Source organism: Amycolatopsis sp. NPDC051045 (assembly GCF_040682955.1).
Classification (GTDB): domain Bacteria; phylum Actinomycetota; class Actinomycetes; order Mycobacteriales; family Pseudonocardiaceae; genus Amycolatopsis.
On sequence record NZ_JBFBCC010000012.1, the window covers coordinates 46,600 to 72,947 of the forward strand.

At 71.9% G+C, this 26,348-nt stretch carries 27 protein-coding genes; 14 read left to right on the forward strand and 13 right to left on the reverse strand.

The genetic code is table 11. The features are described from left to right. Positions 1-31: 31 nt before the first annotated feature. A complete protein-coding gene (locus AB0M80_RS26155) occupies positions 32-535 on the reverse strand; it encodes a DUF3145 domain-containing protein (protein WP_360265473.1) in 504 nt (167 codons plus the stop codon). A 273-nt stretch (positions 536-808) separates the two neighbouring features. On the opposite strand from AB0M80_RS26155, the gene AB0M80_RS26160 reads away from it, so the two are divergent. Then, on the forward strand, positions 809-2,629 hold the full coding sequence (locus AB0M80_RS26160; protein WP_364569948.1) for a hypothetical protein: 1,821 nt from the start codon (positions 809-811) through the stop codon (positions 2,627-2,629). Positions 2,630-2,632: 3 nt separating this feature from the next. Here AB0M80_RS26160 and AB0M80_RS26165 read toward each other — a convergent pair whose 3' ends face one another. Continuing rightward, on the reverse strand, positions 2,633-4,027 hold the full coding sequence (locus tag AB0M80_RS26165) for an NAD(P)/FAD-dependent oxidoreductase (protein WP_364569951.1): 1,395 nt from the start codon (positions 4,025-4,027) through the stop codon (positions 2,633-2,635). 138 nt (positions 4,028-4,165) lie between these two features. Here AB0M80_RS26165 and AB0M80_RS26170 point away from each other — a divergent pair, with 138 nt between their 5' ends. Further along, positions 4,166-4,672, forward strand: coding sequence for a histone-like nucleoid-structuring protein Lsr2 (locus AB0M80_RS26170; protein ID WP_364569954.1), 507 nt, complete (start codon positions 4,166-4,168; stop codon positions 4,670-4,672). A 54-nt stretch (positions 4,673-4,726) separates the two neighbouring features. Here AB0M80_RS26170 and AB0M80_RS26175 read toward each other — a convergent pair whose 3' ends face one another. The 5 genes from AB0M80_RS26175 to AB0M80_RS26195 all read right to left on the reverse strand — a co-directional run bounded on the left by AB0M80_RS26175 (position 4,727) and on the right by AB0M80_RS26195 (position 9,007). Next, positions 4,727-5,458: a lipoate--protein ligase family protein gene (locus tag AB0M80_RS26175; RefSeq protein WP_364569956.1), complete on the reverse strand. Its 732-nt coding sequence runs from the start codon at positions 5,456-5,458 to the stop codon at positions 4,727-4,729. Then, positions 5,455-6,843: an NAD(P)(+) transhydrogenase (Re/Si-specific) subunit beta gene (locus AB0M80_RS26180; protein WP_364569959.1), complete on the reverse strand. Its 1,389-nt coding sequence runs from the start codon at positions 6,841-6,843 to the stop codon at positions 5,455-5,457. The genes AB0M80_RS26175 and AB0M80_RS26180 overlap by 4 nt, the downstream gene beginning before the upstream one ends. Further along, positions 6,840-7,151, reverse strand: coding sequence for an NAD(P) transhydrogenase subunit alpha (locus AB0M80_RS26185; RefSeq protein ID WP_364569962.1), 312 nt, complete (start codon positions 7,149-7,151; stop codon positions 6,840-6,842). The genes AB0M80_RS26180 and AB0M80_RS26185 overlap by 4 nt, the downstream gene beginning before the upstream one ends. After that, the gene (locus tag AB0M80_RS26190; protein ID WP_364569965.1) at positions 7,148-8,260 is read right to left on the reverse strand and encodes a Re/Si-specific NAD(P)(+) transhydrogenase subunit alpha; all 1,113 of its coding nucleotides are present in this window, start codon (positions 8,258-8,260) and stop codon (positions 7,148-7,150) included. Before AB0M80_RS26190 ends, AB0M80_RS26185 begins: the two co-directional genes overlap by 4 nt. A gap of 123 nt (positions 8,261-8,383) precedes the next feature. Next, positions 8,384-9,007, reverse strand: a complete 624-nt coding sequence (locus AB0M80_RS26195) for a TetR family transcriptional regulator (RefSeq protein ID WP_364569968.1) — start codon at positions 9,005-9,007, stop codon at positions 8,384-8,386. Positions 9,008-9,202: 195 nt separating this feature from the next. Between AB0M80_RS26195 and AB0M80_RS26200 the strand changes: the two genes are divergently transcribed. The 5 genes from AB0M80_RS26200 (at position 9,203) to AB0M80_RS26220 (ending at position 13,653) form a co-directional block, all read left to right on the forward strand. After that, a complete protein-coding gene (locus tag AB0M80_RS26200; RefSeq protein WP_364569971.1) occupies positions 9,203-10,270 on the forward strand; it encodes an FAD-binding oxidoreductase in 1,068 nt (355 codons plus the stop codon). Positions 10,271-10,280: 10 nt separating this feature from the next. Further along, positions 10,281-11,390 carry an acyl-CoA desaturase gene (locus AB0M80_RS26205; protein WP_364569974.1) on the forward strand — a complete coding sequence of 370 codons (1,110 nt, stop codon included), beginning with the start codon at positions 10,281-10,283 and terminating at the stop codon, positions 11,388-11,390. A gap of 7 nt (positions 11,391-11,397) precedes the next feature. Next, positions 11,398-11,598: a hypothetical protein gene (locus AB0M80_RS26210; RefSeq protein WP_364569977.1), complete on the forward strand. Its 201-nt coding sequence runs from the start codon at positions 11,398-11,400 to the stop codon at positions 11,596-11,598. A gap of 132 nt (positions 11,599-11,730) precedes the next feature. Then, entirely contained in the window at positions 11,731-12,999 is a 1,269-nt protein-coding gene (locus AB0M80_RS26215; protein ID WP_364569980.1) for a sensor domain-containing protein, read from the forward strand. A 9-nt stretch (positions 13,000-13,008) separates the two neighbouring features. Then, the gene (locus tag AB0M80_RS26220; protein WP_364569983.1) at positions 13,009-13,653 is read left to right on the forward strand and encodes a response regulator transcription factor; all 645 of its coding nucleotides are present in this window, start codon (positions 13,009-13,011) and stop codon (positions 13,651-13,653) included. Here AB0M80_RS26220 and AB0M80_RS26225 read toward each other — a convergent pair. Next, complete coding sequence (locus tag AB0M80_RS26225) at positions 13,638-14,297, reverse strand: TetR/AcrR family transcriptional regulator (protein WP_364569985.1); 660 nt, start codon at positions 14,295-14,297, stop codon at positions 13,638-13,640. The genes AB0M80_RS26220 and AB0M80_RS26225 overlap by 16 nt on opposite strands. 60 nt (positions 14,298-14,357) lie before the next feature. Here AB0M80_RS26225 and AB0M80_RS26230 point away from each other — a divergent pair, with 60 nt between their 5' ends. Genes AB0M80_RS26230 through AB0M80_RS26240 form a run of 3 tightly spaced genes read left to right on the forward strand, consistent with a single transcriptional unit; the run spans position 14,358 to position 16,160 of the window. After that, positions 14,358-14,543 carry a hypothetical protein gene (locus AB0M80_RS26230; RefSeq protein WP_364569988.1) on the forward strand — a complete coding sequence of 62 codons (186 nt, stop codon included), beginning with the start codon at positions 14,358-14,360 and terminating at the stop codon, positions 14,541-14,543. Then, the gene (locus tag AB0M80_RS26235; RefSeq protein ID WP_364569989.1) at positions 14,540-15,739 is read left to right on the forward strand and encodes an MFS transporter; all 1,200 of its coding nucleotides are present in this window, start codon (positions 14,540-14,542) and stop codon (positions 15,737-15,739) included. The genes AB0M80_RS26230 and AB0M80_RS26235 overlap by 4 nt, the downstream gene beginning before the upstream one ends. 10 nt (positions 15,740-15,749) lie before the next feature. After that, positions 15,750-16,160, forward strand: a complete 411-nt coding sequence (locus AB0M80_RS26240) for a secondary thiamine-phosphate synthase enzyme YjbQ (RefSeq protein ID WP_364569992.1) — start codon at positions 15,750-15,752, stop codon at positions 16,158-16,160. On the opposite strand, the gene AB0M80_RS26245 is transcribed toward AB0M80_RS26240, so the two are convergent. Further along, a complete protein-coding gene (locus AB0M80_RS26245) occupies positions 16,098-17,090 on the reverse strand; it encodes an ABC transporter permease (protein WP_364569995.1) in 993 nt (330 codons plus the stop codon). The two genes, AB0M80_RS26240 and AB0M80_RS26245, sit on opposite strands and share 63 nt — an antisense overlap. 104 nt (positions 17,091-17,194) lie before the next feature. Between AB0M80_RS26245 and AB0M80_RS26250 the strand changes: the two genes are divergently transcribed. Together AB0M80_RS26250 and AB0M80_RS26255 are read left to right on the forward strand one after the other, a co-directional pair. After that, the gene (locus AB0M80_RS26250; protein WP_364569998.1) at positions 17,195-17,890 is read left to right on the forward strand and encodes a haloacid dehalogenase-like hydrolase; all 696 of its coding nucleotides are present in this window, start codon (positions 17,195-17,197) and stop codon (positions 17,888-17,890) included. Positions 17,891-18,002: 112 nt separating this feature from the next. Next, on the forward strand, positions 18,003-20,126 hold the full coding sequence (locus AB0M80_RS26255) for a DUF2156 domain-containing protein (protein ID WP_364570001.1): 2,124 nt from the start codon (positions 18,003-18,005) through the stop codon (positions 20,124-20,126). Here the strand turns inward: AB0M80_RS26255 and AB0M80_RS26260 are convergent. From AB0M80_RS26260 to AB0M80_RS26270, 3 genes are all read right to left on the reverse strand, one after another. After that, positions 20,104-20,790, reverse strand: coding sequence for a hypothetical protein (locus AB0M80_RS26260; RefSeq protein ID WP_364570003.1), 687 nt, complete (start codon positions 20,788-20,790; stop codon positions 20,104-20,106). The genes AB0M80_RS26255 and AB0M80_RS26260 overlap by 23 nt on opposite strands. 204 nt (positions 20,791-20,994) lie before the next feature. Continuing rightward, a complete protein-coding gene (locus AB0M80_RS26265; protein WP_364570005.1) occupies positions 20,995-21,855 on the reverse strand; it encodes a hypothetical protein in 861 nt (286 codons plus the stop codon). Positions 21,856-21,857: 2 nt separating this feature from the next. Continuing rightward, positions 21,858-23,606, reverse strand: coding sequence for a proline--tRNA ligase (locus AB0M80_RS26270; RefSeq protein WP_364570009.1), 1,749 nt, complete (start codon positions 23,604-23,606; stop codon positions 21,858-21,860). A 122-nt stretch (positions 23,607-23,728) separates the two neighbouring features. Here AB0M80_RS26270 and AB0M80_RS26275 point away from each other — a divergent pair, with 122 nt between their 5' ends. Then, positions 23,729-24,082 (forward strand): VOC family protein, encoded by a 354-nt coding sequence (locus AB0M80_RS26275; RefSeq protein ID WP_364570012.1) that lies wholly within the window; start codon positions 23,729-23,731, stop codon positions 24,080-24,082. Between the two features lie 323 nt (positions 24,083-24,405). Continuing rightward, the gene (locus tag AB0M80_RS26280) at positions 24,406-25,308 is read left to right on the forward strand and encodes a 2-hydroxyacid dehydrogenase (RefSeq protein WP_364570015.1); all 903 of its coding nucleotides are present in this window, start codon (positions 24,406-24,408) and stop codon (positions 25,306-25,308) included. Between the two features lie 66 nt (positions 25,309-25,374). On the opposite strand, the gene AB0M80_RS26285 is transcribed toward AB0M80_RS26280, so the two are convergent. After that, the gene (locus AB0M80_RS26285; RefSeq protein ID WP_364570018.1) at positions 25,375-26,328 is read right to left on the reverse strand and encodes a GNAT family N-acetyltransferase; all 954 of its coding nucleotides are present in this window, start codon (positions 26,326-26,328) and stop codon (positions 25,375-25,377) included. Positions 26,329-26,348 lie beyond the last annotated feature (20 nt).

Sequence of the window (26,348 nt, forward strand, 5' to 3'; positions counted from 1 at the left end):
GCCGGAAAGCGTACCGGCCCCCGTCCCGCGCTCAGCCGACCTGGTGCAGCCAGGTCACCGGCGCGCCGTCGCCGGCGTGACGGAACGGCTCGAGTGCCTCGTCCCAGCTCGCGGCGAGGAGTTCGTCCAGCTTGTGCGCGAGGGACTCGCCTCCGCGCGTCATGCTGACGAGCGCGCGCAGCTGGTCCTCGCCCACCACGATGTCGCCGTTGGCGCTGGTCCGCCCGTGCCACAGGCCGAGGCCGGGCGCGAAGCAGAACCGTTCGCCGTCGACGCCCGCACTGGGCTCTTCGGTCACCTCGAACCGGAGCATCGGCCACGCCTTGAGCGCGGCCGCCAGTTTGGCGCCGGTGCCCGCGGGCGCGCGCCATCCGCACTCGGCGCGAAGCTGACCCGGACTGGCCGGCTGCGCCGTCCACTTCAGGTCAACGCGGGCACCCAGGGTGCCCGATATGGCCCACTCGACGTGCGGACACACCGCAGACGGCGACGAGTGGACGTACACCACACCTCGGGTGCTGCCACGGGTGCTCACTGCTACCTCCGCTTGTTGCTCGACGAGGGACGTCTTCCCCTACGCCCTACTCCGAGCTGCAGCGCAAGCCTCAGCGCGGCTCCCGAATGCCGCCTCCGATGCGTTGAAGCACATTCTGCACCCCAACCGTGCTGTTTGGCCACACGAACACCACAAGTCACCCACCACACACTTTCGGAGGGCAAGCCGCCGCGGTGTCCCCGTGTCGCACGGTCCATTGCGCTGGGCGCGCTAGCGTGTTGACCCGGAACGACGAGCTAGGGAGGGGTTTCGGTGCGACTGGTGCGCCTGGAGCGGCAGCAGTCCCGGGTGGCGGACGACATCCGGGCGGCACTGGCGTCCCTGGGCCGCGGCAGCACCGTCATCGGCGGCATCGCGCTGGTCGGCGTCGGCTCGGTGACCGAGCGCCCGATCGAGGCGGTGGTGGTGCTCCCCCACGGGGTGATCATCGTCATCGGCGTCGACCTGCCGGATCCCGCACTGCGCCTGGAAGCCCCGCTGGGCGCGCCGTGGAAGGCGGACGGCTGGCCGCTGGTCGCCGACGACGACGCGGTCAACCCGGCCACGGAAGCCCTGGACATGTCCCAGGCGTGCGAGCGGCGCATCGCGGAGCTGGTCCCGGGCACGGCGCCGGTGGGCACGATCGTCGCGGTGGGCCCGTACGTGGAGACGGTCGACCAGCCGCCGGCCGACCTGGCGGGCCCGGTCCGGGTCCTCCACCCGACCCCGACGACGATGCTGGCGGCGACGGTGTCCTTGGCCACGGCCCACCGCCCCCGGTCGGTGGACCAGGTCCGGGCGTTGATCCGGGGGCTGGCGCCGTCGGCACCGGAGTTTTCGGACGAGGTGCTGATCGGCGAGGGGTTCAGCCGGTTGACGGACGACGCGCCGCCGGAGTCCCTTGGGGACGATGGCCCGCCGACTGGCACGGCCGCGATTTCAGCCGCGGCGATCTCCACCACAGCAAACTCGCCCACACCTGATTCGGCAGCCTCGGCTTCGGCCGCGAGCGCCACCGGCCGGCGAACGGAGAGCCCGGTCGAAGCCAAGCCGGAGCCCGCCGCGGCCTCAGCTGCGGAACCTGCCGCCGAAGCCGACCCGGAACCTCCAGCGGCCACGGAAGCCGCTCTGCCGCCAGCCGGCGAGGAACCATCCGCGGAAGCCGAAACCACCGAAGTACTCCCGTCGCCTGCGCCGGACGAACCGGACCGCCCAGTCGATCCCTCGACGCGGCCGGTGTTCCCCGGCACCGAAGCCTCGACGCCGGAAACTCCCGCGCCACCACCCATCGAACCCGATCCCCCACCGGCCACCCCGCGGCCACCACTGCCATCGCCCGCTGCCGCGCCGGCCAGCCCCACCCCCCAGCCGTCACTGCCATCGCCCGCTGCCACGCCGCCCAGCCCCACCCCCCAGCCACCACTGCCATCGCCCGCTGCCGCGCCGGCCATCCCCACCCCGCGGCCGCAGCCGGCAGCCGCGCCGGTGGCCTCGCGGACCGTCCGTTGGCTGCCTCTGGGGGCCATCGGGGCGCTCGTCGCGCTCGTCGTCGCCGCCATCGCCGTTGCCACCACCGGGGACGGCACCGCCGCCGCGCCGGCCGGGCCCGCCACCTCGGCGACCCCGCCGCCGCCTTCGTCCTCCTCCGCTGCTCCCGTGCGGAGCCTTCAGTTCGCCCTTCGCGCCGCCGGCGGGGATCAGCGGTGTGCGTCGCACGCCTTCGGGGACGCCCAAGCCAGCCTGCAGCAGACCAGCTGCTCGGGCGTGCGGCGGGCGAGCTACGCCGCGACCGTCGACGGCCGGGCCGGGGCGGTCACCGTCGGGATCGTCGAATTCGCCGATACCGCCCAGGCCGCCGCCTTCAAGGCCGTCGCCGACACCCCCGGCGCGGGCGGGATCCTCGACCTCGCCACCGAGACCGGCCAGTGGGGCGCCACCCCCGTGCCGCGGTTCGAGAACGCCGCCTACGCCAGCAAGCTCGACGGCGCGTCCGTCCGGCTGGTGCAGGCGGTGTGGGCGCCGGGATCGTCCACTGCGGACGATCCCGGCCTGGTCAGGGCCGCGAAGGCCGCCCTCGACCTGCCCGCACGATGAGCCTCACAGCCCGTACGCCTCCAGCAGCCGCAGCCACACCTCGCTGATCGTCGGGAACGACGGCACCGCGTGCCACAGCCGGTCCAGGGGCACCTCCCCGACGATCGCCACCGTCGCCGAGTGCAGCAGCTCCGAGACGTCCTGGCCGACGAACGTCACGCCGAGCAGCACGTTCCGCTCCGGGTCGACGACCATCCGGGCCTTGCCGGTGTAGCCGTCCGCGTGCAGCGACGAGCCCGCCACCGCGATGTCGATGTCGACGACGCGGTCCGCCGAACCCGGCCGCGCGTCCGCCAGGCCGACGGCCGCGACCTCCGGGTCGGTGAAGACCACCTGCGGCACCGCGTGGTGGTCGGCCGTGGCCGTGAACCGGCTCCACGGCTCCGTCGGCACCGGAGAGCCCGCGGCCAGCGCCGCCACCGTGTCGCCCGCCGCGCGGGCACCGTACTTGCCCTGGTGGGTCAGCGGCGCCCGGCCGGTGACGTCGCCCGCCGCGAACAGCCAAGCACCGTCCACTGCGGACACCCGGCCGGTGTCGTCGGTCTCCAGCGCGCGGCCGGCGTCCAGGCCGAGCGTCTCCAGGCCGAGCCCGGCCGTGGCCGGACGGCGGCCGGTCGCCACCAGGAACTCGTCGACGACGAGCGTCGCCCCGCCCTTCAGCGTCAGCTCGGTCCCGTCCGAAACCGCGGCGACCCGCTCGACCCCCGACTCCGTGTGCACCTGCACCCCGGCTTCGCGCAGCCCCGCCAGCACCAGGTCGCCGGCGAACCCGGCGTTGCGCGGCAGCGGCCGCTCGCCGGTGATCACCAGGTGGACCTCCGACCCGAGCGACGCGAACGCCTGGGCCATCTCGACGCCGACCACACCGCCACCGAGGACGCCGAGCCGGGCCGGCACCGAAGACGCCGACGTCGCTTCGCGCGAACCCCACGGCCGGATGAGGTCGAGCCCGGGGATCGACGGTTTGCTGGGCACGCTGCCGGTGCACACGATCACGGCGTGCCGCGCGGTCAGCACGCGGTCGCCGTCGACGGTCACCTCCCGCTCACCGGTGATCGCGCCGTGCCCGCGAACCGGTTCGATGCCGACGCCACGGGCCCAGTCGACCTGTCCCGAGTCGTCGCCCTTGCCGGTGAACCAGTCACGGCGCGCGAACACCGCCGCCGGATCGATCCGGTCGCCGACCGGCACGCCGGGCACCCGCTTCGCCGCGGCGAGGAGATTTCCCGGCCGCAGCAAGGCCTTGCTCGGGATGCAGGCCCAGTAGGAGCACTCGCCGCCGAAGCGTTCGTGCTCGACGAGGGCGACCTTCAGGCCTCCACGAGCCGCTCGTTCGGCGGCCACCTCCCCCACCGGGCCCGCACCGATCACCACTACGTCAAAAGTCTGTCCAGCCATGGCTTCAGCGCACACCACTACGCGGGATCACGCAAGCCAGCGGCTATCCTCCGTCAGGAAGCTGCAAGTTGTCGGCGGCACCGGGTGCCGTCGGCCCCGGTGCGCGCGAACACCACGTTCGAGCACGGGAGGTTTGTCGTGGCCAGGAACACGGCTGTGCGGGTGCTGGATGATCTGACCGGCGAGCCCGCGGCGGAGACCGTCGGATTCGGGCTGGACGGCCTCGACTACGACATCGACCTCTCCTTCGCCAACGCCGAGGCGTTGCGCGCACTCCTGCAGCGGTACGCCGACGCCGGGCGCCGCACCGGCGGCCGCAAGAACCGGCCGCGGATCGTCCCCGGGGCGAAGAAGACCACACCGAAGAAGGCGACGCCGAAGCCGGCCGCCGCCAAGGCCGCACCCGCCAAGGCCACGTCCACCAAGGTCGCATCCGCCAAGGCCGCGTCCACCAAGGTCGCGTCCACCAAGGCCGCACCCGCGAAGGCCGCACCCGCCAAGACGAAGGTCGCCGCGGCCAAGCCGGCCCCCGCGAAGGCCGAACCGGCGAAGACCACGCGCACCCGGAAGGCCGCGGAGCCGAAGACCACCACGCGGGCGGCCGCGCGCAAGGTGCCCACCGTCACGTTCTCGGCGGCCGAATAAGGTCCACAGTGGACAAGGGCGGCACTTTCACGTGAAAGTGCCGCTTTCGTTCCGTCAGGCCGCGCGCTGCGCGCCGTCGGCGTGCCAGGAGGGGTAGCGGTAGCGGGTGTGCAGCAACGCCCGCTGCCGCGCCAGCTCGGCCGCGGACGGCGGACGGGGCACGAGCGTGCCGAGCAGCTGCGACGCCGCCGCCCGCACCGCCGCCTCGACCGCCGGGAACCCGGGCCGCAGGCCGTGCTCGGCCAGCGACGCCACCGGGCTGCGGTGGGAGTCGAGCGGCCGCGGGTCCGGCGGCGCGCCGGTCAGGTAGCGGCCGACGAGGCCGGCGGCCGTCTCGACCAGCAGCGTCGAGTGGGCGAGCAGCCCGGTCTTGGTGCGGAACACGGCGAACCCGCACAGTTTCGCGTCGCCGACGAACAGCCCGCGGTCGCCGATCCGCGGGACCAGCCCGAGCTGGTCGACGGCGGCGCTCATCACCTGGCCGAGCGCCTCCAGGGGCCGGTCGGCCGGGCCGGGCAGGACGAGGGTGACGTTGAGGTTGCCGGGGTCGTGGAACACCGTGCCGCCACCGCTGGCCCGCCGCAGCACCGGGACGCCGTCGCGGACGCACTCGTCGACGCGCACCTCGCGCGCGATCCGCTGCCCGCGCCCCACCACGACGCAAACCGGGTTGCGCCAGAGCCACAGCACCGGTGACTCGGGCGCAACCCGGAGGAGAGCTTCGTCGAAAGCGAGGTTTTCGGCCGGATCCGTGAACGCCGCACGCACATCCGACCCGGTCGTCATAGCGCCTTGAGTTCCTCCACGATCTCGCCCACCGACGACTTGGCGTCCCCGAAGAGCATGCTGGTCTTCGGATCGTAGAACAGGTCGTTGTCGATCCCGGCGAAGCCGGAGGCCATCCCGCGTTTCAAGACGATCACGGACCGGCTCTCGTTGACCTTGAGGATCGGCATCCCGTAGATCGGCGAGCTCGGGTCGGTCTGCGCGGCCGGGTTGGTGACGTCGTTCGCGCCGATCACCAGCGCGACGTCGGTCTGGGCGAACTCGGAGTTGATCTCGTCCATCTCCTTGAGCTGCTCGTACGGCACGTCGGCCTCGGCGAGCAGCACGTTCATGTGCCCGGGCATCCGGCCGGCGACCGGGTGGATCGCGTACGCGACGGTGATGCCCTTCTTCTCCAGCAGCTTCGCCATCTCGCGGACGGTGTGCTGCGCCTGCGCCACGGCCATGCCGTAGCCGGGCACCACGACGACCTTGCTGGCGTACGCCATCTGGATCGCGGTGTCGGCCGCGCTCGTCGAACGCACCGGACGGGCTTCCTTCGTCCCGCCGCCGGCCGCGATCGCCGGCCCGCCGCCGAAACCGCCCGCGACGATCGCCGGGATGGACCGGTTCATCGCCTTGGCCATCAGGTTGGTCAGGATCGAACCGGACGCGCCGACGATCATGCCGGCCACGATCAGCGCCGTGTTGTCCAGCGCCAGGCCCATCGCCGCGGCCGACAGCCCGGTGAACGCGTTGAGCAGCGAAATCACCACCGGCATGTCCGCGCCGCCGATCGGCAGCACGACGGTGAGGCCGAGGACGCCCGCGGCGACGAGCAGCCCGATCATCAGCCACCCGTTGTCGCCGCCGGTGACGATGAGCACCGCGCACGCCAGCGCGACGAGCAACAGCAGCGCGTTGACCGGCTGCTGCAGCTTGCCCATGGTGATCGGCCGGCCGCTGATCAGCTCCTGCAGCTTGCCGAACGCGACGTTCGAGCCCCAGAAGGAGATCGACCCGATGATCGCCGCGAACAGCGACGCGATCGCGATGTACACCGGTTCGTGCGCGTAGCCGCCGGTCGAGCGGAACTCGACCCACGCGATGAGCGCGACCGCGCCGCCGCCGACGCCGTTGAACAGGGCCACCATCTGCGGCATCGCCGTCATCTTGACCTTGCGCGCGGACGGCACGCCGACCACCGCGCCGATCGCGACGCCGAGGACGATGAGCAGCCAGTTGCCCATGCCCGGCGTGAGCAGGGTGGCGATCACCGCGATGCCCATGCCGACCGCGGCGATCCAGTTGCCGCGGACCGCGGTGCGCGGGCCGGTCAGGCCCATCAGGCCGTAGATGAAGAGGGCGAACGCGATGATGTAGAGGATCGCGACGAAGTCGGTCACTTCTCGTCCTCCTCACCGGCGACGGGTTTCTTGGCCTTGAACATCGACAGCATCCGGTCGGTGACCAGGAAACCGCCGACGACGTTGATCGTGCCGAAGGCGATCGCGATCACCAGCAGGATCTTGTTGAACACGCCGTCGACACCGAGGCCGAGCACGATCAGGCCACCCAGCAGCACGATGCCGTGGATGGCGTTGGTGCCGGACATCAGCGGCGTGTGCAGGGTGTTGGGCACCTTCGAGATGACGGCGAAGCCGACGAACCCGGCGAGCACCAGCACCGCCAGGTTCTGCACAAGTGGGCTCACGTCGCGCTCCCTTCGCGCCCGGCCACGCAGGCACCGGCGACGATTTCGTCTTCGAAGTCCAGCTTCAGCTCGCCGTCCTTCGTCACCAGCAGCTCCAGCAGCTCGGTGACGTTGCGGGCGTAGAGCTCGCTGGCGTGCGAAGGCATTTCGGCGGGCAGGTTCAGCGGGGCCGAGATGGTGACGTCGTGCTCCACGACGTCCTCGCCCGGCTTGGTCAGTTCGCAGTTGCCGCCGGTCTCGCCGGCGAGGTCGACGACGACCGACCCGGCCGGCATGCCCTTCACGGCGTCCGCGGTGACCAGCGTCGGTGCCTTGCGGCCCGGCACCAGCGCCGTGGTGATCACGACGTCGAACTTCGTGATGGCCTCGGTGAGCCGCCGCTGCTGTTCCTCGCGCTCCTCCGGCGTCAGCTCGCGGGCGTACCCGCCTTCGCCGACCGCCTCGATGCCGAGGTCGAGGAACTGCGCGCCGAGCGACTTGACCTGCTCGCCGACCTCGGGCCGCACGTCGTAGCCGGTGGTCTGCGCGCCCAGCCGTTTCGCCGTGGCCAGTGCCTGGAGCCCGGCGACGCCGGCGCCGAGCACCAGCACCTTGGCCGGCGGGACGGTGCCGGCCGCCGTGGTGAGCATCGGGAAGAACCGCGGGAGCTTCTGGGCGGCGAGCAGCACCGCGCGGTAGCCGCCGATGCTGGCCTGCGACGACAGCGCGTCCATCGCCTGCGCCCGGGAGATCCGCGGAACCGCCTCCATCGCGAACGCGCGCAGGCCCGCTTCTTCGAGTTTCGTGAGCCCGTCCGGGTTGCCGCGCGGGTCGAGGAAACCGACGAGCACGGCGCCCCGGCTCAGCTTCGCGACTTCCTCGGGCGAGGGCGGGTTGACCTTCACGACGATCGGGGCGCCCCACGCGTCGCCGAGTTCGGCGCCCGCCTGGGTGTACGCGTCGTCACTCAGGTGCGCACCGGATCCGGCGCCCGGCTCTACGACGACGCGCAGCCCGCGCTGCACCAGCCGTCCCACGAGCTTGGGCACCATGGCCACCCGCCGCTCCCCGGGGCGTGATTCGGCCACCACACCCACGGTGAGCTGCTGACTCTGTTCGCTGTCCGTCACACGACCTCCTCATCGGCGAGGCACGATCCGAGGGTTGTACCACGCCGGACCGACAGTCCCCAGTGACGTGGGTCGCAAGTCTCGCGGTTGTGCCAGAAGATACGAGTGCCGGGAAGGAAACGTTCAGCGGGTTTTCCAGTGCGGTACGCCGAGCAGGATCAGGCGCAGCCGTTTTTCCGCCGTTCCGGTGATTTTCGGGTCCTCACCAGGGCGGGCTTCCAGCAGTTCGACAATGGTCGTCAGCATCACGGAAACGATCAAGTCGGCCAGCATGTGCAGGTCTTCGGTGCTCCACGACCGCAGCGGCGCGAACCGGGCGAGGTCGATGGCGAGGTCGCCGGAGAACATGCGCAGTTCGACGCCGATCGCGCGGGCGAGCGGGCCGCCGCCGTAGCGCTCGCGGGTCAGGAACCGGAAATGGTCCTCGTTCGCCCGGACGAATTGGTGCACCGTGGCCACCGAGGCCCGGATCATGTCCTGGTAGGTGTCCGGGTCGGTGCGGGCCGAGCGCATCATGCCGCGCAGCGTGCGCGTCGCCTCTTCGACGAGCGCGACACCGAGCTCCTCCATCGACGCGAAGTGCCGGTAGAAGGCCGTCGGCACGATGCCGGCGCCTTTCGCGACCTCACGCAGGGAGAGGCTGGCGAACGGCCGGGCGGCCAACAGGTCCAGGGCGGTGTCCAGCAACGCCTGGCGGGTGCGCAGTTTGCGCTCCTGGCGGCTCACCGGCGTCAGTGGTTCGGACACGGGGTCCAGCGTACGGACTTCTTTTGGGGGTGCAGGGGGCCTGCCCCCTGCCGGGGATCGGGGCGGAGCCCCGCTGAACACAGCGTCCACCGCGTTGCTCACGTCACATCCTCCGCGTCTCGCGTTGACAGGGCGTCTACTCCTGCAGTGCACTGTTGAGTGTACAGTCGTTCACTGTAACCGAGGAGGTCCACGATGACGGCGCTCATCCCCCGGCGGGTGCGCAGTCTCGCCTCGCTGGCCGAGGCGCTGCTGACGCCGCACGGGATGGACCGGTACCTGGAGCTCGTCGACCCGATGCTGGTCCGCCGCGAAATCCGCGGGCTGGTCACGGCGGTGCGCAAGCAGACGCCGGACAGCGTCACCCTCACCGTCCGGCCCAGCCGCGCGTGGCCCGGCTTCACCGCCGGCCAGTACGTCCGCCTGCAGGTGGAGATCGACGGCGTCCGGCGCACGCGCTGCTATTCACCGTGCGGTTCGCAGTACGACGGCGAACTGGAGTTCACGATCAGGGAGCAGGGCCTGGTCTCCGGGCACCTGAACCGCGGCATCGGTGCCGGGGCAGTAGTCGGTCTGTCCACTCCGGACGGCACCTTCACGCTCCCGGCCGCCCGGCCGGACCGCGTGCTGCTGATCGCCGGCGGCAGCGGCATCACGCCGGTCCTCGCCATGGCCCGCACGCTGGCCGACGAGGGCCACGCCGGCGAGATCGTGTTCCTGCAGTACTCGAACGGCCCGGCCGACGCGCTGTACCGCACCGAACTGGCCGAGCTCGCCGCCCGGCACCCCGGGCTGCGGGTCGTCCACGCGTACACCCATGCGCAGGGCGGTGACCTGAACGGGTTCTTCTCACCGGAACACCTGGCGCGGGTCGCCCCGTGGTTCCGCGACGCGGAGGCGTTCGTCTGCGGCCCGAAGCCGCTGATGGACGCCGTGCGCGAAGAGCTGGGTGAACGCGTGCACACCGAAGAGTTCACGCCGCCGGCGCTGACCTTCGACACGGCGAACGCCGAGGGGCAGGTCCGGTTCAAGCGCAGCGGCCGCGAGTGCGCGAACTCGGGGAAGCCGTTGCTGGAGCAGGCCGAAGAGGCCGGGCTCTCGCCCGAGCACGGCTGCCGGATGGGCATTTGCTTCTCCTGCACCCAGCTCAAGACCGCCGGGCGCGTCCGCAACGCGAAGACGGGCGAGATCTCCGGCGAAGAAGACGAAGAAATCCAGCTCTGCATCTCCGTCCCGGTCGGGGACGTCGAGATCGACGCTTAGGGAGTTCACCATGACCGGTCTGCAGGATCGCCTGACCCCGGAACAGGTCGAGGAGTTCGGCCGCGAGCTCGACGCGCTGCGGCAGCGGATCGTCGACGACCTGGGCCAGGAAGACGTCGACTACATCCACGACATCATCAAGAAGCAGCGCGGCCTGGAGGTCGCCGGACGGGCGTTGCTGTTCGCCGGGTTCTTCCCGCCGGCGTGGCTCGCCGGCGTCGGCGCGCTGTCGCTGGCCAAGATCCTCGACAACATGGAGATCGGCCACAACGTCATGCACGGCCAGTACGACTGGACGCGCGACCCGGCGCTGAGTTCGCAGCGCTTCGAGTGGGACACCGTGGCGCCGGCGGAGAACTGGCGGCACTCGCACAACTACATCCACCACACGTACACGAACATCCTCGACAAGGACCGCGACATCGGTTACGGCGTCCTCCGGATGGACGACGCCCAGAAGTGGCACCCGTACTACCTCGGCAACCCGGTGTACGCGTCGCTGCTGGCGATCTTCTTCCAGTGGGGCGTCATGCTGCACGACCTCGAGATCGAGCGGGTGGTGAAGGGGGAGCGCAGCTGGGCCGAGAACGTGCCGGTGCTGCAGAAGATCGTCCGGAAGGCGGGCCGCCAGATCGGCAAGGACTACGTCCTGTTCCCGCTGCTGACCGGCCCGCTGGCGCCGCTGACGTTCCTCGGCAACGCGACGGCGAACCTGACCCGCAACCTGTGGGCGTTCGCGATCATCTTCTGCGGCCACTTCCCGGCCGACGTCGAGAGCTTCACCGAGGACGAGACGGCGTCGGAGTCGCGCGGCCAGTGGTACCTGCGCCAGATCCTCGGCTCGGCGAACATCAGCGGTAGCCCGCTGTTCCACATCCTGAGCGGCAACCTGTCGCACCAGATCGAGCACCACCTGTTCCCGGACATCCCGGCGCGCCGCTACCCGCAGATCGCCGGCGAAGTGCGGGCGATCTGCGAGAAGTACGGGCTGCCGTACCACACCGGGCCGCTGCGCAAGCAGCTCTGGTCGGTGGCGAAGAAGATCGTGAAGCTGGCTCTCCCGCAGAGTTCGCCGTCGCCGGTTACCGTGGAACCCGACCGGCAGCTCCGAGCAGCGTGAGGGTGACATGGTGGGTCAGTTCGAACGAGACAAGGACACCCTGCAGGTGATCACCGAATCGGCCGCGACGCACGTCGGCAACATCGCTTCGATCATCACGGGCGCGATCCGCGACATCGCCCGGGAGACGGGTGACTGGCTCACCGACGTCATCGAGATGCGCGAAGCCGCGCAACGCGCCCGGGAGGACGACCCGGACGTCCCCTGACCCCCAGTCCAAAGCCGTGAATGCCACATCGGGGGACCGAGCGTCCGTCAAGGTGGCATTCACGGCTTTCGGGGGCCGCGGTAGGGGGAAAACCGGATGGGCAGCGGCCCCCGCCCCGGCGAGACTGAGCACGTGACCAGCCTCGACCTGCCCCGTCCCCCCCTGCTGCGCCGCGTGTTCGGCCCCCTCGCCGCGCGGGACTTCCGGGCCGAGTACCTCTGGCTGTGGCTCGCCGCCCCGCTGACGCTCTTCTCGCTGCTCAGCTTCCTCGTCGTCCTCGCGCTCGGCCTCTGGCTGACCCCCGTCCTGCTCGGGTTCCTGGTGCTCGCCGGGGCCGTCTTCTACGCCCGTGGCCTCGGCGCCGCCCACCGCGGGCTGGCCAAAGGCCTGCTCGGCGTCAGCGTGCCCACCCCGCGCCGTCCCGAGCTCAAGCCCGGGTTGTGGAGCTGGGTGAAGGCGCGCGTCGGCGATCCGGCGGGCTGGCGCGCCGCCGGCTACCTGCTCCTCCGCCTGCCGCTGACCCTTGCCGGGCTCTTCACGGTGTTCGTCGCGACGCTCTACAGCCTCGCCGCGACGCCGTACTCGTTTCTGTGGTTCCCGCTGGGCGAACGGCGGCTGCCCGTCTTCGCCATCGACGCCGACAGCTGGGCGGGCGCGCTGGCCTGGTCGGCGTCCGGGTTGCTGGTGCTGGTGGCGCTGCCGCGGGTGACGCACGCCTTCGTCGCGCTCGACCGGCTGCTGATCGTCGGGCTGCTCGGCGAGCGCGAGCTGACCGAACGGGTCCGGGACCTGGAGGCGAGCCGCGCGACGGCGGTCGAAGACGCCGCCCTGCGGCTGCGGCGCATCGAGCGTGACCTCCACGACGGCGCGCAGGCCCAGCTCGTCGCGCTGGCGATGAAGCTCGGCTTGGCCAAGGACGAGCTGGCGGACGCGGACCTGCCGCAGGTCAAAGACCTCGTCACCGCGGCGCACACGAACGCGAAGCAGGCGTTGACCGAGCTGCGGGACCTCGCCCGCGGCATCCACCCGGCCGCACTGGACGCGGGCCTCGACGTCGCACTCGCCACCCTGGTCGCGACGTCCGGGATCGACGCGCGGGTGGCGGTGGACCTGCCGCGCCGCCCGCCGCCGTCGCTGGAGACGATCGTCTACTTCAGCGCCGCCGAGCTGCTCACGAACGCCGCGAAGCACGGCGGGACGACCCTGGTCGTGGTCACCGAAGAGCGGGACGTCCTGTGGCTGCGAGTGCGCGACAGCGGCCGCGGCGGCGCCCGGATCGTGCCGGGCGGCGGGCTGGCCGGCGTCGCCGAACGGCTGCGGACGGTCGACGGCGAGCTGACCGTCACGAGCCCGCCGGGTGGTCCGACCGAAGTGACCGCGCGGGTGCCGCTGCCCCGCTAGGGTCACGGCATGCGGATCGTCATCGCGGAGGACTCGACCATCCTGCGCCAGGGTCTCGTCGAGCTGCTGACCTTCCGGGGTCACGAGGTCCTGGCCGCGGTGAAGGACGCCGACGCGCTGCGGGATGCGATCACCGCCCACACCCCCGACGTGTCCATAGTGGACATCCGCATGCCGCCGACGCACACCGACGAAGGCCTGCGGGCGGCGATCGCGCTGCGCCGCGAGCTCCCGGGGTGCGCGATCCTGCTGTTCTCCCAGTACGTCGAGACGAAGTACGCGGCCCAGCTGCTGGCCGACCGCGCGGGCGGCGTCGGCTACCTGCTGAAGGACCGCGTCGCCGAGGTGTCGGACTTCCTCGACGCGCTGCGCCGGGTCTCGGAGGGCGAAACGGTCCTCGACCCCGAAGTCGTCAGCCAGCTGTTCTCGGCGACGCGCCAGACCGACGCGCTCGGCGCGCTCACCCCGCGGGAGCGCGAAGTGCTGGGCCTGATGGCGGAAGGCCGGTCGAACTCCGCGATCGCGGCGGAGCTGTTCCTCTCGGCCGGATCCGTGGAGAAGTACGTGACGTCGATCTTCGGCAAACTCGGCCTGCCACCGTCCGAAGGGGACAACCGCCGGGTGCTCGCGGTGTTGCGCTACCTGGACTCCTGAGCGAGCAGCCCGTCGACGAAGGCGCGTAGCCCCGCCCGGTAGGTGTCGCGCGCGCTCAGCTCCGGCCACCGGTCGCCGACGGCGGCGAGGTTCGGGAAGCGGGCACCGTCGAGCTCGGCGAACACCTGGTCGCGGTAGCGGGGGCGGTCCTGGGCCGCCCGCCGCCCGGCGTGAGCGCGGACCAGGATTTCGCCGAGCGTGTAGTACCAGAGGTTCCGGTACAGCTCGACGGCCCGCTCGGGGGTGCACCCGCAGCCCAGCGCGCCGCCGACGATGGCGTCGACCATCCACAGCGCCGACTCGCCGAGGAAGTCGTCGGCCGTGAGCACCTCCGCGATCTCGGGCCGGGCGGCCAGCGAGTCGTGCATCAGGGTCGCGGCGGCGACGATGCGCTCCCGCGGTTCGTCCGGCAGCTCGGGCCGCGGCAGCTGCGCCGCGTAGTGCTCGAGCAGCTGGATCAGCAGGTCGTCCTTGTCGCGGACGTGGTGGTACAGCGTCGTCGCGCCGACGCCGAGCTCCGCGGCGAGCCGGCGGATCGTCAGTTTCTCCCGGCCGTCCCGGTCGAGGATCTCCCGCGCGGCTTCGAGGATCTGCTCGCGGGACGTCGAGGGCGGCCGTCCGATGCGGCCGGAAGGGCGGGGCACTCCCCCATCATGCCCGCAAGCCGTTCGACAGCCCGGGCCGGCCGGTGCTACTTTCGGAACATGTTCGAAAACTACGCCCTGTTCAGCACCTTCCTCCACCTGCGTCCAGGGGGCTTGGCCGAGCCCGCGGGGCGGTCGTGCCTCGTCCCGCCGGGCCGCCGGCACCGGCTGACCGTCGACGAGCCCGGCGACCTGCTGTCGATCACGTCCCGGACCGGCACCGAGCACGAACGGGCCGTGGCATGAGCCGGCCGGTCCTCGTCGTCTGCCTGGCCGTGTTCGGCCTGATGGCGGGCCAGCAGCTGCTCAACCCGATCCTGCCGCCGCTGGCCCGCGAGTTCGGGTTCAGCGAGTTCGCGCTGGGCGCCGTGTGGGCGGTCGGCGGTGCGGGTGTCGTGCTGGTCAGCCCGTTCTGGGGCCGCCGGACCGCGCGCTGGGGACACCGGCCCGTCCTGCTGATTTCGCTCCTCGGTGCCATGGCCGGCTTGTTCGGGTTCGCCTTCGTGGCCCAGCTCGGCCTGGCGAAGGCCCTCGCCACGCCGGTGCTGTTCACGGCCGTCCTGCTCACCCGCGGCCTCCTGTTCGGCCTCGCCTGGGCCGCGACGCCGGTGACCGCGCAGTCCTACATCGCCGACGTGACCGACGGCCCCGCCGAGCGGGTGCGGGGCATGTCGGTGTTCGGCGCGGCCCAGGGCCTCGCGCTCGCCGTCGGCCCCGCGCTGGGCGGAGTGCTGAGCCTCACCGGAAACCTGCTCGTCCCGATCTACGCCGCGCCGGTCGTCCTGGCCGGGATCGCCGTCGTGATCGCCTTCGCGCTGCCGAAACCGGCGAAGCGGGAAGTCTTGGTCACGGCGAAGGTCAGCCCGTTCGACAAGCGCCTGTGGCCGTTCCTGACCATCGGCTTCGGCCTGTACCTCGCGCTCGCGATCGTCCTGATGACCATCGGGTTCCTGGTGCAGGACCGGCTGGACCTCGCGACGCAGGAGACCGGGCGCGTCACCGGCCTGGTCATGCTGGCCGGCGCGGGGATGATCATCCTCGCCCAGGTGGTGGCCGTCCCGCGGCTGAACTGGACGCCGCTGCGGCTGATCCGGGTCGGCGCGGTCGTGATGACCGGCGGGATGCTCGTCGTGGCCGTCGCCCCGACCGGGCTCCTGCTCGGCGCCGGGGTCGCCGTGCTCGGCGCCGGGATGGGGTTCGCGACACCGGGGTTCATGTCGGCGCCGACCTTGCTGGCCAAGCGGGAGGAACAGAGCGCGGTCGCCGGGCTCATGGGCTCGAGCAGCGCGCTGGCGTTCATGGGCGGGCCGTTGCTGGGGACCGGCCTGTACGAGCTCGCTCCCGTCGTCCCGTACCTCGCCGGCGCGGTGCTCCTCACCGGGCTGACGGCGTTCGCGTTCACCATGACCGGCGAACCCGCGAAGGAGCCCGTGGCTCCTTAGGCTGGGCCGCATGTACTCCACCGAGATCGAGGTCCGCACCGGCTCCGAAGCCGTCGTCCACGACCTCACCCACGAAGCCGAGTCCTTCCTCCGCGACGCCGACGCGGCCGACGGGCTGCTGCACGTCTGGGTCCCGCACGCCACCGCCGGGCTGGCCATCCTGGAAACCGGCGCCGGCAGCGACGAGGACCTGCTGACCGCGCTCGACGAACTGCTGCCCCGCGACGGCCGCTGGCGGCACCGGCACGGGAGCCCGGGTCACGGCCGTGACCACGTGCTCCCGGCGCTGGTGCCGCCCTACGCGACGATCCCGGTGCTCGGCGGGGTGCTGGCCCTGGGCACCTGGCAGTCGATCTGCCTAGTGGACACCAACCTCGACAACCCCGTCCGCAAGGTGCGGTTCAGCCTCCTGGCGGGCTGACCGGCCCGGCCACAGCGTCACCAGCAGCCCCACGGCCAGCAGCGCGCCCAGCACCCACAGCGCGGTCGTCACGTCGGGCGCGCCCGGCACGCCCTGCAGCAGGCTGCGCAGGCCTTCCGTGGAGAACCGGAACGGCGTCCACGACCACAGCAGCGCGCGGTAGGCCGGGTTCAGCAGCTCCGGCACCTGCCCGGCCACCGCGGGCGCGACCAGGTACAGCGGCGCGAGGACGGCCATCGCGCGCAGACCCAGCAGGCGTAGCAGCCCGGCCTGCAGCGCCGCGAACGCCGTCGCGGCGAGGAAGACGAAGCCGAGGACGTCCGCGGTCAGCGGCAGCGCCGCATCCCACAGCGCGAAGAACCCGGCCACCACCGCCGTGATCAGCACCCCGGCGCCGGTGATCTGCACGAACCGCGCGCCGGCCCCGATCGGGCGGCCGGCCCGCTTCGCGAGCCGGGTCAGCGCGAGCCCCGCGACGAGCGCGCCGATCCACGCCAGCGCGCTCGCGGCCAGCGGTGCGATCCGGCCCGCCAGCCCGACCGGGTGCAGGACCTCCTGCTTCGGCGCGCCCGCCAGTGCGGTGGCGGCGCCGGTCAGCGCCTGCTGCGCGACCTGCGTGCCGGCTGGGTTGACCGCCCCCGAGGTCACCACCGTCGCGACCGGTCCCGGGCCGAGTTCGAGCACGCCGTAGACCTTCTTGTCTTCCAGGAGCTTCCGCGCCTCGGCCGGCGTCGCGACGGTCCAGGCGAGCTGGCCGCCGCCGTGGGCGGCGAGGCGCTGCGCGATCTCCGGCGGTGCGGCGACGGCGACCGGAACGCCGTCCGGCGCGACGGTGGCCTGGGCGCCGAAGGTGAGGAATCCGAGCACCACCGCCACCAGCGCGCCGGCCACGGCGGCGACCAGGGCGAGCACCCCTGCGGGACGGGTCATCACTGCCTCCAGTTATTCGTCACTTGTTGAATTAAAGCCAAGGTACGACGCGGCCACCAGGAAGTCAACGCGTGTTGAATAAAGTCACCGGTAGCCTCGGACTCGTGACGAAGAAGCGGCTGGTGCTCTGGGACATCGACCACACCCTCGTGGACTTCACCGAACTGGGCGCGGCCTGGTACGCGACCGCGTTCGCCGCCGCGACCGGGGCGACCCTGCGCGTCCACCCGGTGTTCGGGGGCCGCACGGAACTCGCGACGACGACCGACCTGCTCACCGCGAACGGCATCGAAGCCGCGGAAGAGACGATCCACGCGCTGTTCAAGGCCCTGGTGGCGGAGTCCGAACGCGCGATGCCCACCTTCGCGGACACCGCCCGCGCGCTGCCGGGCGCGGCCGAGGTGCTGACCGCGTTCGCCGCCCGCGGCGACGTCGTCCAGACGCTCGTCACCGGCAACCTGCCGGAGATCTCGCGGCACAAGCTCGCCGCGTTCGGCCTGCACGAGCACCTCGACCTGGAGATCGGCGGCTACGGCACGCTGTCGGTGCACCGCCCGGACCTGGTCCCGCACGCGGTGGCGCTGGCGGCGGCCAAGCACGGGACCGAATTCGGCGCCGGGAACGTGGTCGTCATCGGCGACACCCCGAACGACGTCAGGGCCGCGGTGGACAACGGCGCGATCTCCGTCGCCGTGGCCACCGGGCACTACTCCGCCGAGGAACTGCGGGCCGAGGGCGCGCACACCGTGCTGCCGGATCTGACCGACACCGACGCGGTCAGCCAGGCCGTCCTCGGCTGAACATCCTCCTCGGGAGGGGGATGTCCCTCAGCCGAAGGGACGACACCCCTAGGGGGAATCTCGTCCTGATGCCCGATGTCCGCGGAGGCGGGAACTCGACAGACTCATCCCCATGACAGAAGCAGGGGCGGCGAGCACGCTCGCCGGAGGGGGACGCATCCGCGGCACGGTCGCGGTGCTCAGACAGCGACTGCCGTTCACCAGCGGCGTCACGCTCGCCATGCTGGTGCTGGCCGTCGCGACCGGGGCGCTCTGGAACGCCGCCGAAGACCGCGCGAGCTTCCCGTTCGTCGCCTACGGGCTGCCGTCGCTGGAAGAGGGCCGGTGGTGGACCATGCTCACCGGGCCGTTCTTCGCCGTCATCCCTTGGTACTACCTCCCGATGATCGGCAGCTTCGCGCTCTTCGCCGGTTTCGCCGAGTGGAAGCTGGGGACGCGGCGTGCGATGGCCGTGACCATCGGCGGCCAGTTCGTCTCGGTGCTCGTCGCGACGCAGTTCCTCGCGCTGTGCCGCAACTCCGGCTGGCTGTGGGCCGAGCGGGTCGCGGGCAGTCTCGACGTCGGGTTCTCCGGCGGCGCGCTCGCCGCGGTGGCGGTCGCCAGCGCGGCGCTGCGGCCGCCGTGGGCGCTGCGGCTGCGGGCCGGGCTCTGCGTGTACGCCGGGGTCGCGATCATCTACGTCGGCACGCTGGCCGACCTCGTGCACTTCTTCGCGCTGCTGCTGGCGCTCCCGCTCGGCAAGCGCCTGGTGGGCACGCGGCGGGCGGGCGAACCGGTGGCCCCGAACCTGCGGGAGTGGCGGATGCTGGCCGTGGCCGGCCTGCTGCTGCTCACCATCGCCGAGATCGTGATGTTCCTGGTGCCCGGCGACGGCCCGTTCGGCTCCGACGAAGGCGTTTCGCTGTCGGCGCCGGAGCTCGGTGCCCTGGTCCTGCTGGTGGTGCCGATGCTCAACGGGCTGCGCAAGGGCAGCCGGGTCGCGTGGCGCTGGGCCGTCGCGCTGTCGGCTTTCGTGACGCTGCAAGGCCTCGCCGTCGCGACGCTCGTCGGGGTGGCCGACATCTTCGGCGGGGACTACGACACCGCCGGCCTGCCGCTGTTCTTCGTCGACAATCTCCTGTGGACGGTCGAGCTGGCCGTCCTGATCGCCGCGCGGCACGCCTTCCGGGTGCCTTCGCGACGCCGGCTGCGGCGCCACGCGCAGGGCCCGGGGCCGGCGCTGGCCCGCACGCTCCTGGGGCGGCACGGCGGCAGCACGCTGTCCTGGATGACGACCTGGCCGCGCAACACCTACTTCGTCCGCGACGACGGCCGGTCGTACCTCGCCTACCGCCGGCACGCGGGAGTCGCGGTCGCGCTCGGCGACCCGATCGCCCCGGACGGCACCGCGGCGGCCACGGTCACCGAGTTCACCGTGATGTGCGAGAACTCCGGCCTGGTGCCGTGCGTGTTCTCGGCGACGGAAGCCACCGTCGAGGCGACGCGCGAGCTGGGCTGGCAGCACGTCCAGGTCGCCGAGGACAACGTGCTCGACCTCGACGGCCTCGAGTTCCGCGGCAAGGCGTGGCAGGACGTCCGGTCGGCGCTGAACAAGGCCGCCAAGCAGGACATCGAGTTCCGGCTGGTCCGCCTGGCCGATCAGCCGGAACCCATCCTGGCGCAGGTCCGGGCGCTGTCGGAGGAGTGGATGTCCGGCAAGGCCATGCCGGAGATGGGCTTCACCCTCGGCGGCCTCGACGAGGCGATGGACCCGGCCACCCGGGTCGGCCTGGCGGTCGACGCGGAAGGCACGGTTCACGGCGTGACGTCGTGGCTGCCGGTCCACACGGGCGCCGGCAAGATCGGCGGCTGGACGCTGGACGTCATGCGCCGCAGCCCCCACGGCTTCCGCCCGGTGATGGAGTTCCTCATCGCGTCGGCCTGCCTGGCGTTCCGCGACGAAGGGGCGCGGTTCGTCTCGCTGTCGGGTGCGCCCCTGGCCCGCAGCAGCTCCGGCCCGGCGCGTCCGGTGGACCGGGCGCTGGAGTCGCTGGGCCGCGTGATGGAGCCGTACTACGGTTTCCGTTCCCTGCACGCGTTCAAGGCGAAGTTCCAGCCGCGGCACGTCCCGCTGTACCTGGCTTTCCGCGACGAAGCCGATCTGCCGCGCATCGGGCTGGCGCTGAGCCGGGCCTACCTGCCGGACGTCCGGCTGCGGCAGCTGGCGAAGCTGGTCAGTAGCTCTCGGGCACGCTGATCCGCTGCGGGAAGCGGATCTTCCGCCTGCTGACGACGTTCTGGTCCTTCGGGCCCAGCCGGCCGTCGGTCAGGCGGAGCCAGTGGCCGTTCCGCGAGTCGGTGAAGGCGAGCATCACCCCCGGGCTCATGTCCGGGCGCTGCCACTCCTCGCGGATCGGCATCCGCCACTTCCCGGGCGGCAGGATGGCGTAGAGGTATTCATCGTCCTCGATGTCCGGCCCGCGGTGCAGGGTGGACCCGGTCATCGGCAGGTTCCGCACGAGGTCGAACGAAACGACGACGTGGTTGATCGCTTCGGCGTTCGCATTGGACACGACCATGTAGCCGTCGGCGTCGGCACCGGGCTCGGCCCGTTCGATCCACGCGGTGACCTTGGCGGCCTGCTCCTGCCGCTCGCGCAGGTCCCGTTCCCGCCGGTCCGCCTGCACGAGCCGGCCGTCCCGGATGGCGATCCACAACGCGACCACGACGGCGCCGATCGTGCCGATGCCGCCCACCCACTGCCCGGAGGCGCCCCACCAGTCCGGATCCCGCGGCTGGACCAGCCAGATCCAGGCTTGGGCCAGCAACGGCCCGAAGAGGAGAACGAATCCCGCGGTCGCCAGCACGCCGAACGCGAAGGCCCGGATCACCGCGAGCCGTCTCTCCGCATCACCGCTCATCCGGGCAGCCTGCCGAATTCCGGCGCTCAGCGGAAGCGGCCGGTACTCGACGCGCCGCAAGCGCGCCAAACGGAAGGCGTTCGGGCCGCGGTCGTCGGCCGTCCTGCTGTCCGCGGCGATCAGCGTCCTGCTGGGGCTGCGGAAGACGAATTCACCCCACGGCTGGATCGTCGGTGACCTCGAAGCGCACGAAAGCCGCCCGCTCTAGCGATATGTGGTCGGCGGCGGAGTCGTCGTGCTCCGGTCCGCCGCCGGGACGAACCGGTAGCTGCGCACGATTCGCACCAAGTCTTCCCGCACCGAAGGCCCGCTGCGGTCGCTGTCCGCGTACGCCACCACCACGCCGGACGTGCCCGAGCCGTCGCCGAACGCCATCGCCGCCACCAAAGCGTGCCGGGCCGCGCACTCGCCCGTGTCCGTCGGGGTCACCTCGGCGACCACGATCCGGGCGGGGATCGCCGTGCCGTCGGTCTTCGTGACCTGCGCGTCCGGACCCGGGCTCAGCTGGGGCGTCCCGCCGTAGGCAGCCGCCGACAGGTCCGTTGCGGCTTTGCGGGCCGCCGCCTCGGGGTCCGCCAATGGCTCCGTGGTGACGCCCGCGCCCCCCAACGTGGCGCGGGCGCAGAAGTCCTTGCCCAGGAACGCGCTCGTGACCAGCCTGATTTCGTCCCAGCCGTGCTGCGTGGCAGGCGCCGGCTCCCAACTCGGCGGGATGTCGTAGGCGTACGCGCCATCGCGACCCGCCACGGACTGCCAGCCGGCGACCACCGCCGGGACCACCGCACGCGGTGAAGGCGTCGCCACCAAGGGCGCAGGCGACGGCGAGGACGACGCCGGGTGTGGTTTGCCGACACCCAGCGCGTTGAGCACACCGGCGACCAGGGCGATGAACACCAGGCCGAACCACGGCGCCCGCCGCCACTTCAGCGGCTTCGGCTTCGGCCGGATCCGCTTCGGTTGCGCGCGCGGCGCGTCCGCGGGTTCGTAGCCGCCGAACCCGCGAAGCGCCGCGTTGTCCTCGTACCCCGGTGTCGCGTCTTCGGAACGCCGGGAGAACAAACCCATGATCAGGAACGGACGAGCTTGACCAGGTGCTCGACGATCGCGTCGACCGCGATCTCCTCGCGCTCGCCGGACCGCCGGTCCTTGACCTCGACGACGCCGTTGGCCAGGCCGCGCCCGACGACCAGGATGGTCGGCACACCGAGCAGTTCGGCGTCGGCGAACTTGACGCCCGGGGTCGCCTTGCGGTCGTCGAGGATGATCTCGAGACCCGCCGCGTCCAGCTCGGCGGCGATCTTCTCGGCGCCGGCCGCGACCGTCTCGTCCTTGCCCGCGATGACGATGTGCACGTCGAACGGCGACACCACGCGCGGCCAGATCAGGCCGAGGTCGTCGTGGTTCTGCTCGGCGAGCACGCCGACCAGCCGCGAGACGCCGACGCCGTAGGAGCCCATCGTGATCCGGATCGGCTTCGAGTCGGGGCCGAGCGCGTCCACCTCGAACGCGTCGGTGTACTTGCGGCCGAGCTGGAAGATGTGCCCGATCTCGATGCCGCGCGCGGCGACCAGGGTGCCGTGCCCGTCCGGCGACGCGTCGCCTTCGCGGACCTCGGCGGCCTCGATGGTGCCGTCCGGGGTGAAGTCGCGGCCCGCCAGCAGGTCCACGACGTGGTGGTCGACCTTGTCGGCCCCGGTGACCCAGGCGCTGCCGGGGACGATCCGCGGGTCGGCGAGGTAGCGCACGCCGTTGTCCTGCAGCGCCTTCGGGCCGATGTAGCCCTTGACCAGGAACGGGTTCTTCGCGAAGTCGGCTTCGTCGAGCAGCGCGACCTCGGCCGGGTCCAGCGACGCTTCGAGGCGCTTCATGTCCACTTCGCGGTCACCGGGGACCGCGACGCAGACGAGCGTCCACTCGTCCGAGCCCGGCTGACGCGTCTTCAGCATGACGTTCTTCAGCGTGTCCGCGGCGGTGAACGTGCGGCCCAGGCCGGCGTTGTTGAGGAAGTCGACCAGCGTCCCGATGGTCGGCGTGTTCGGCGTGTGGTGCACCTGCGCCTCGGGGCGGCCCTCGATCGGCTGCGCGGCCGGCGCGGGCGTGACGACGGCTTCGACGTTCGCCGCGTAGCCGGACTCGGTGCTGCGGACGTAGGTGTCCTCGCCCGTCTCGGCGACCGCGAGGAACTCCTCGGACGCCGAGCCGCCCATGGCCCCCGACGTCGCCTTCACGACGACGTACTCGAGGCCGAGCCGGTCGAACAGCTTGACGTAGGCGTCGCGGTGGGCCTGGTAGGAGCGCGCCAGCCCGTCGTCGTCGAGGTCGAAGGAGTAGGAGTCCTTCATGACGAACTCGCGGCCGCGCAGGATGCCGGCCCGGGGGCGCGCCTCGTCGCGGTACTTCGTCTGGATTTGGTACAGCGTGACCGGGTAGTCGCGGTACGAGCTGTACTCGCCCTTCACGGTGAGCGCGAAGAGCTCCTCGTGCGTCGGGCCGAGCAGGTAGTCGGCGCCCTTGCGGTCCTTGAGGCGGAAGAGGCCGTCGCCGTACTCGGTCCAGCGGCCGGTGGCCTCGTAGGGCTCCTTCGGCAGCAGCGCGGGGAACTGGATCTCCTGCGCGCCGATGGCGTTCATCTCCTCGCGCACGACGGCCTCGATGCGGCGCAGCACCCGCAGGCCCAGCGGCAGCCAGGAGTACCCGCCCGGGGCGACCCGGCGGACGTAGCCGGCGCGTACCAGGAGCCGGTGGCTCGGTACCTCGGCGTCCGCCGGATCCTCGCGCAACGTGCGAAGGAACAACGACGAAGTCCTGGTGATCACTGCGGGGCTCCCTGCGCTGGGCGGGTGGGAAAGTCCCGCTCAGGGTAGTCAACCCCCCGGCCGTGACTCCAACGGGTTACTCGGCGCCCGATTTTGTCGGTGCCGGCCGCTAGCTTCGGGGCATGGCGATCCACATGGGCATGATCACGATCGACTGCGCGGATCCGCGCAGTCTGGCGGAGTTCTGGACGGCGGCGCTGGGCACGGCGGTGGCCCAGGACTACGAGGGGGAGTTCTTGATCCTCACCCCGCCGGAGGGCGGCCTGCCGCTGGCGCTGCAGCGGGTGCCGGAGCCACGGACGGGCAAGAACCGGGTGCACCTCGACTTCGGCGGTGACGACCGCGAGGCGGAGGTGAAACGGCTGGTGGGGTTGGGTGCGAAGGAGGTGGCGCAGCACGAGGTGCCCGGCTTGGCGTGGACGGTGCTGGCCGATCCGGAGGGCAACGAGTTCTGCGTCTCGGCGGCCGCGCACTGAGGGAGGTGCGGGTCGGCGGAGGTGAGGGGGAAGGGGGGAGCAGGAGCTGCGGGGACAGGGGAAGGCCGGGAGGCGGTGGATCGGCAGGCGAGGCGGCGGGCGAAGGCCGGGCGGCAAGCGGTGAACCGGCGGCGGCAGCAGGCTGGACGAGCGAGCGGCAACCGCAAGTGGTGAGCGAAGGCCGCGCCGAGCCGGGGGTCCGCGGGCGTCCCGAGCCAGGCAGGCGCGCTGGGATCGGCGCCAAGGCGGCCCGCGATCCGGCTCGGTGTGACTGGTCGTCGGCCTGCGCGGCTCGAGTGCCGTGCAGCGGGTAGAAAGGCGGCATGAGCGCTCGTGTACTTCTGCCCTGGACCGACATCGAGGTGCCGGAGGGCGTCGAGGCCGCCTACTACGACGGTGTCGATGCGCCGCCCGCCGACCTCGGCGATGTCGAGTTCTACGTGCTGCCCTACGACCGGGGGCCGGAGCCGCCGAAGCTCATCGCCGAGCTGCCCTCCCTGCGGGTCGTGCAGTCGCTGTCCGCCGGAGTCGAGACGCTCGTGCCGCTGCTGCCCGCGGGTGTGCGCCTCGCGAACGGGCGCGGGCTGCACGACCTGAGCGTCGCCGAGCACGCCCTCGCGCTCATCCACTCCGCCCAGCGGGACCTGCCCCGGTGGTTCGCGCAGCAGACCCGCGGCGAGTGGGCGCGCGAGCACACGCGGTCGCTGGCCGACAGCCGGGTCCTGCTCGTCGGGTACGGCTCGATCGGGCAGGCCATCGAACGTCAGCTCGTCGCCGCCGAGGCGGTCGTGACGCGGGTGGCCAGCCGCTCCCGTCCGGATGACCGTGTCCACGGCGTCGCCGAACTGCCCGCGCTGCTGCCCGAAGCCGACATCGTGGTGCTGGTCCTGCCGGACACCCCCGCGACGCGCGGCCTCATCGGCCCGGACGAACTCGCCGCCCTGCCCGACGACGCCCTGGTCGTCAACGTCGGCCGCGGCACGGCGATCGACACGGACGCCCTGCTCGCGGAGACCCGTGCCGGGCGCCTGCGGGCCGGTCTCGACGTCGTGGAGCCGGAACCACTGCCCGCGGATCATCCACTGTGGACGGTTCCGGGTGTGGTCATCACCCCGCACATCGCGGGCGGGTCGGCGTCGTTCTACCCGCGCGCGAAGAAGCTCGCGGCGGAACAGCTGCGCAGGTACGTAAAAGATGAGGAGCTGCTCAACCTCGTCGAACACTGACGGCGGCGGTCCACGCCGCCGACCGCACGACCAGCTTCACCTCGGCTGGCCGCCGCTGTAGCTCCATCAGGACAGCACGTACACGTACCATTCGTCGTCGACGCGATAACCGCACCGCTCGTAAACACCCAGTGCGCGGTGCGCATTGTCGACGTCGACGTTCAAGGCGGACCGGTCGAATCCCGCGTCCTTCGCCGCCCGGAGGGTGTGGCCGAGCAACCCCGACGCGACGCCGCGGCCGCGCAGCGCCGCCCGCGTTCCCACCCAGGTGGCGTAGTGCTCGCGGATGCCCGTCGCCTCCGTTTCGGACGCGTAGTGGTGGCTCAGCACGAACGCCAGCACCTTGTCGCCGTCCAGCACGAGGAACGACAGGTCCGGGCGGAAGTCCTTCGAACCCGTCACCAGGTGGCGCCAGGCTTCCGGCTCGTAGACCGTGCTGCCCCAGTGACCGGCGAAGGTGTCGTTGCGGGCGTCGAGGGCCGCGAGGTCGTACTCGAAGTCGAACGGCACCGCTTCGAAACCGTCCGGCAGCGGGGGCTGCGGCGGCAGGTCGGCGAGGCCGACGCGCATGTTCACCATCGTCCGGCCGTGCCGGTAACCCGCCCGGGTGAGAACGCCGGCGATCCAGCGCTCGTTCTGGTGACTGCCGTGGTGCAGTTCGAGCGGCGCGCCGGGGAAGGCGCGCTCGTGGACCTCGCGGCTCGTGCGCGCGAACCACTCGACCAGGTGAGTGCCGACGGCGTCGCTCCGGTGCTCCGGGTGCACGACCGACTGGATCCGGATCATGTGCACCGGGTCGGCGGCGTCACGGCGGCGAGCCAGGCCGTAGCCGACCAGCCGGTCGCCCGCCCAGGCGCCGACGGTGGCGCGGGCCAGGTCGACGTTGGGGGCGGCCAGCTCGTCGCGGAGGTCTTCCGCGCTGAAGTGCTCACCCGTCCGGTCGACTTCCTCGGCCGCCGCGTACAGCCGCGCGAGGGCGGGAGCGTCGTCGAGGGTCAACGGGCGCCAGGTCAGGTCCATCCCGGCAGGCTAAGCCGGAC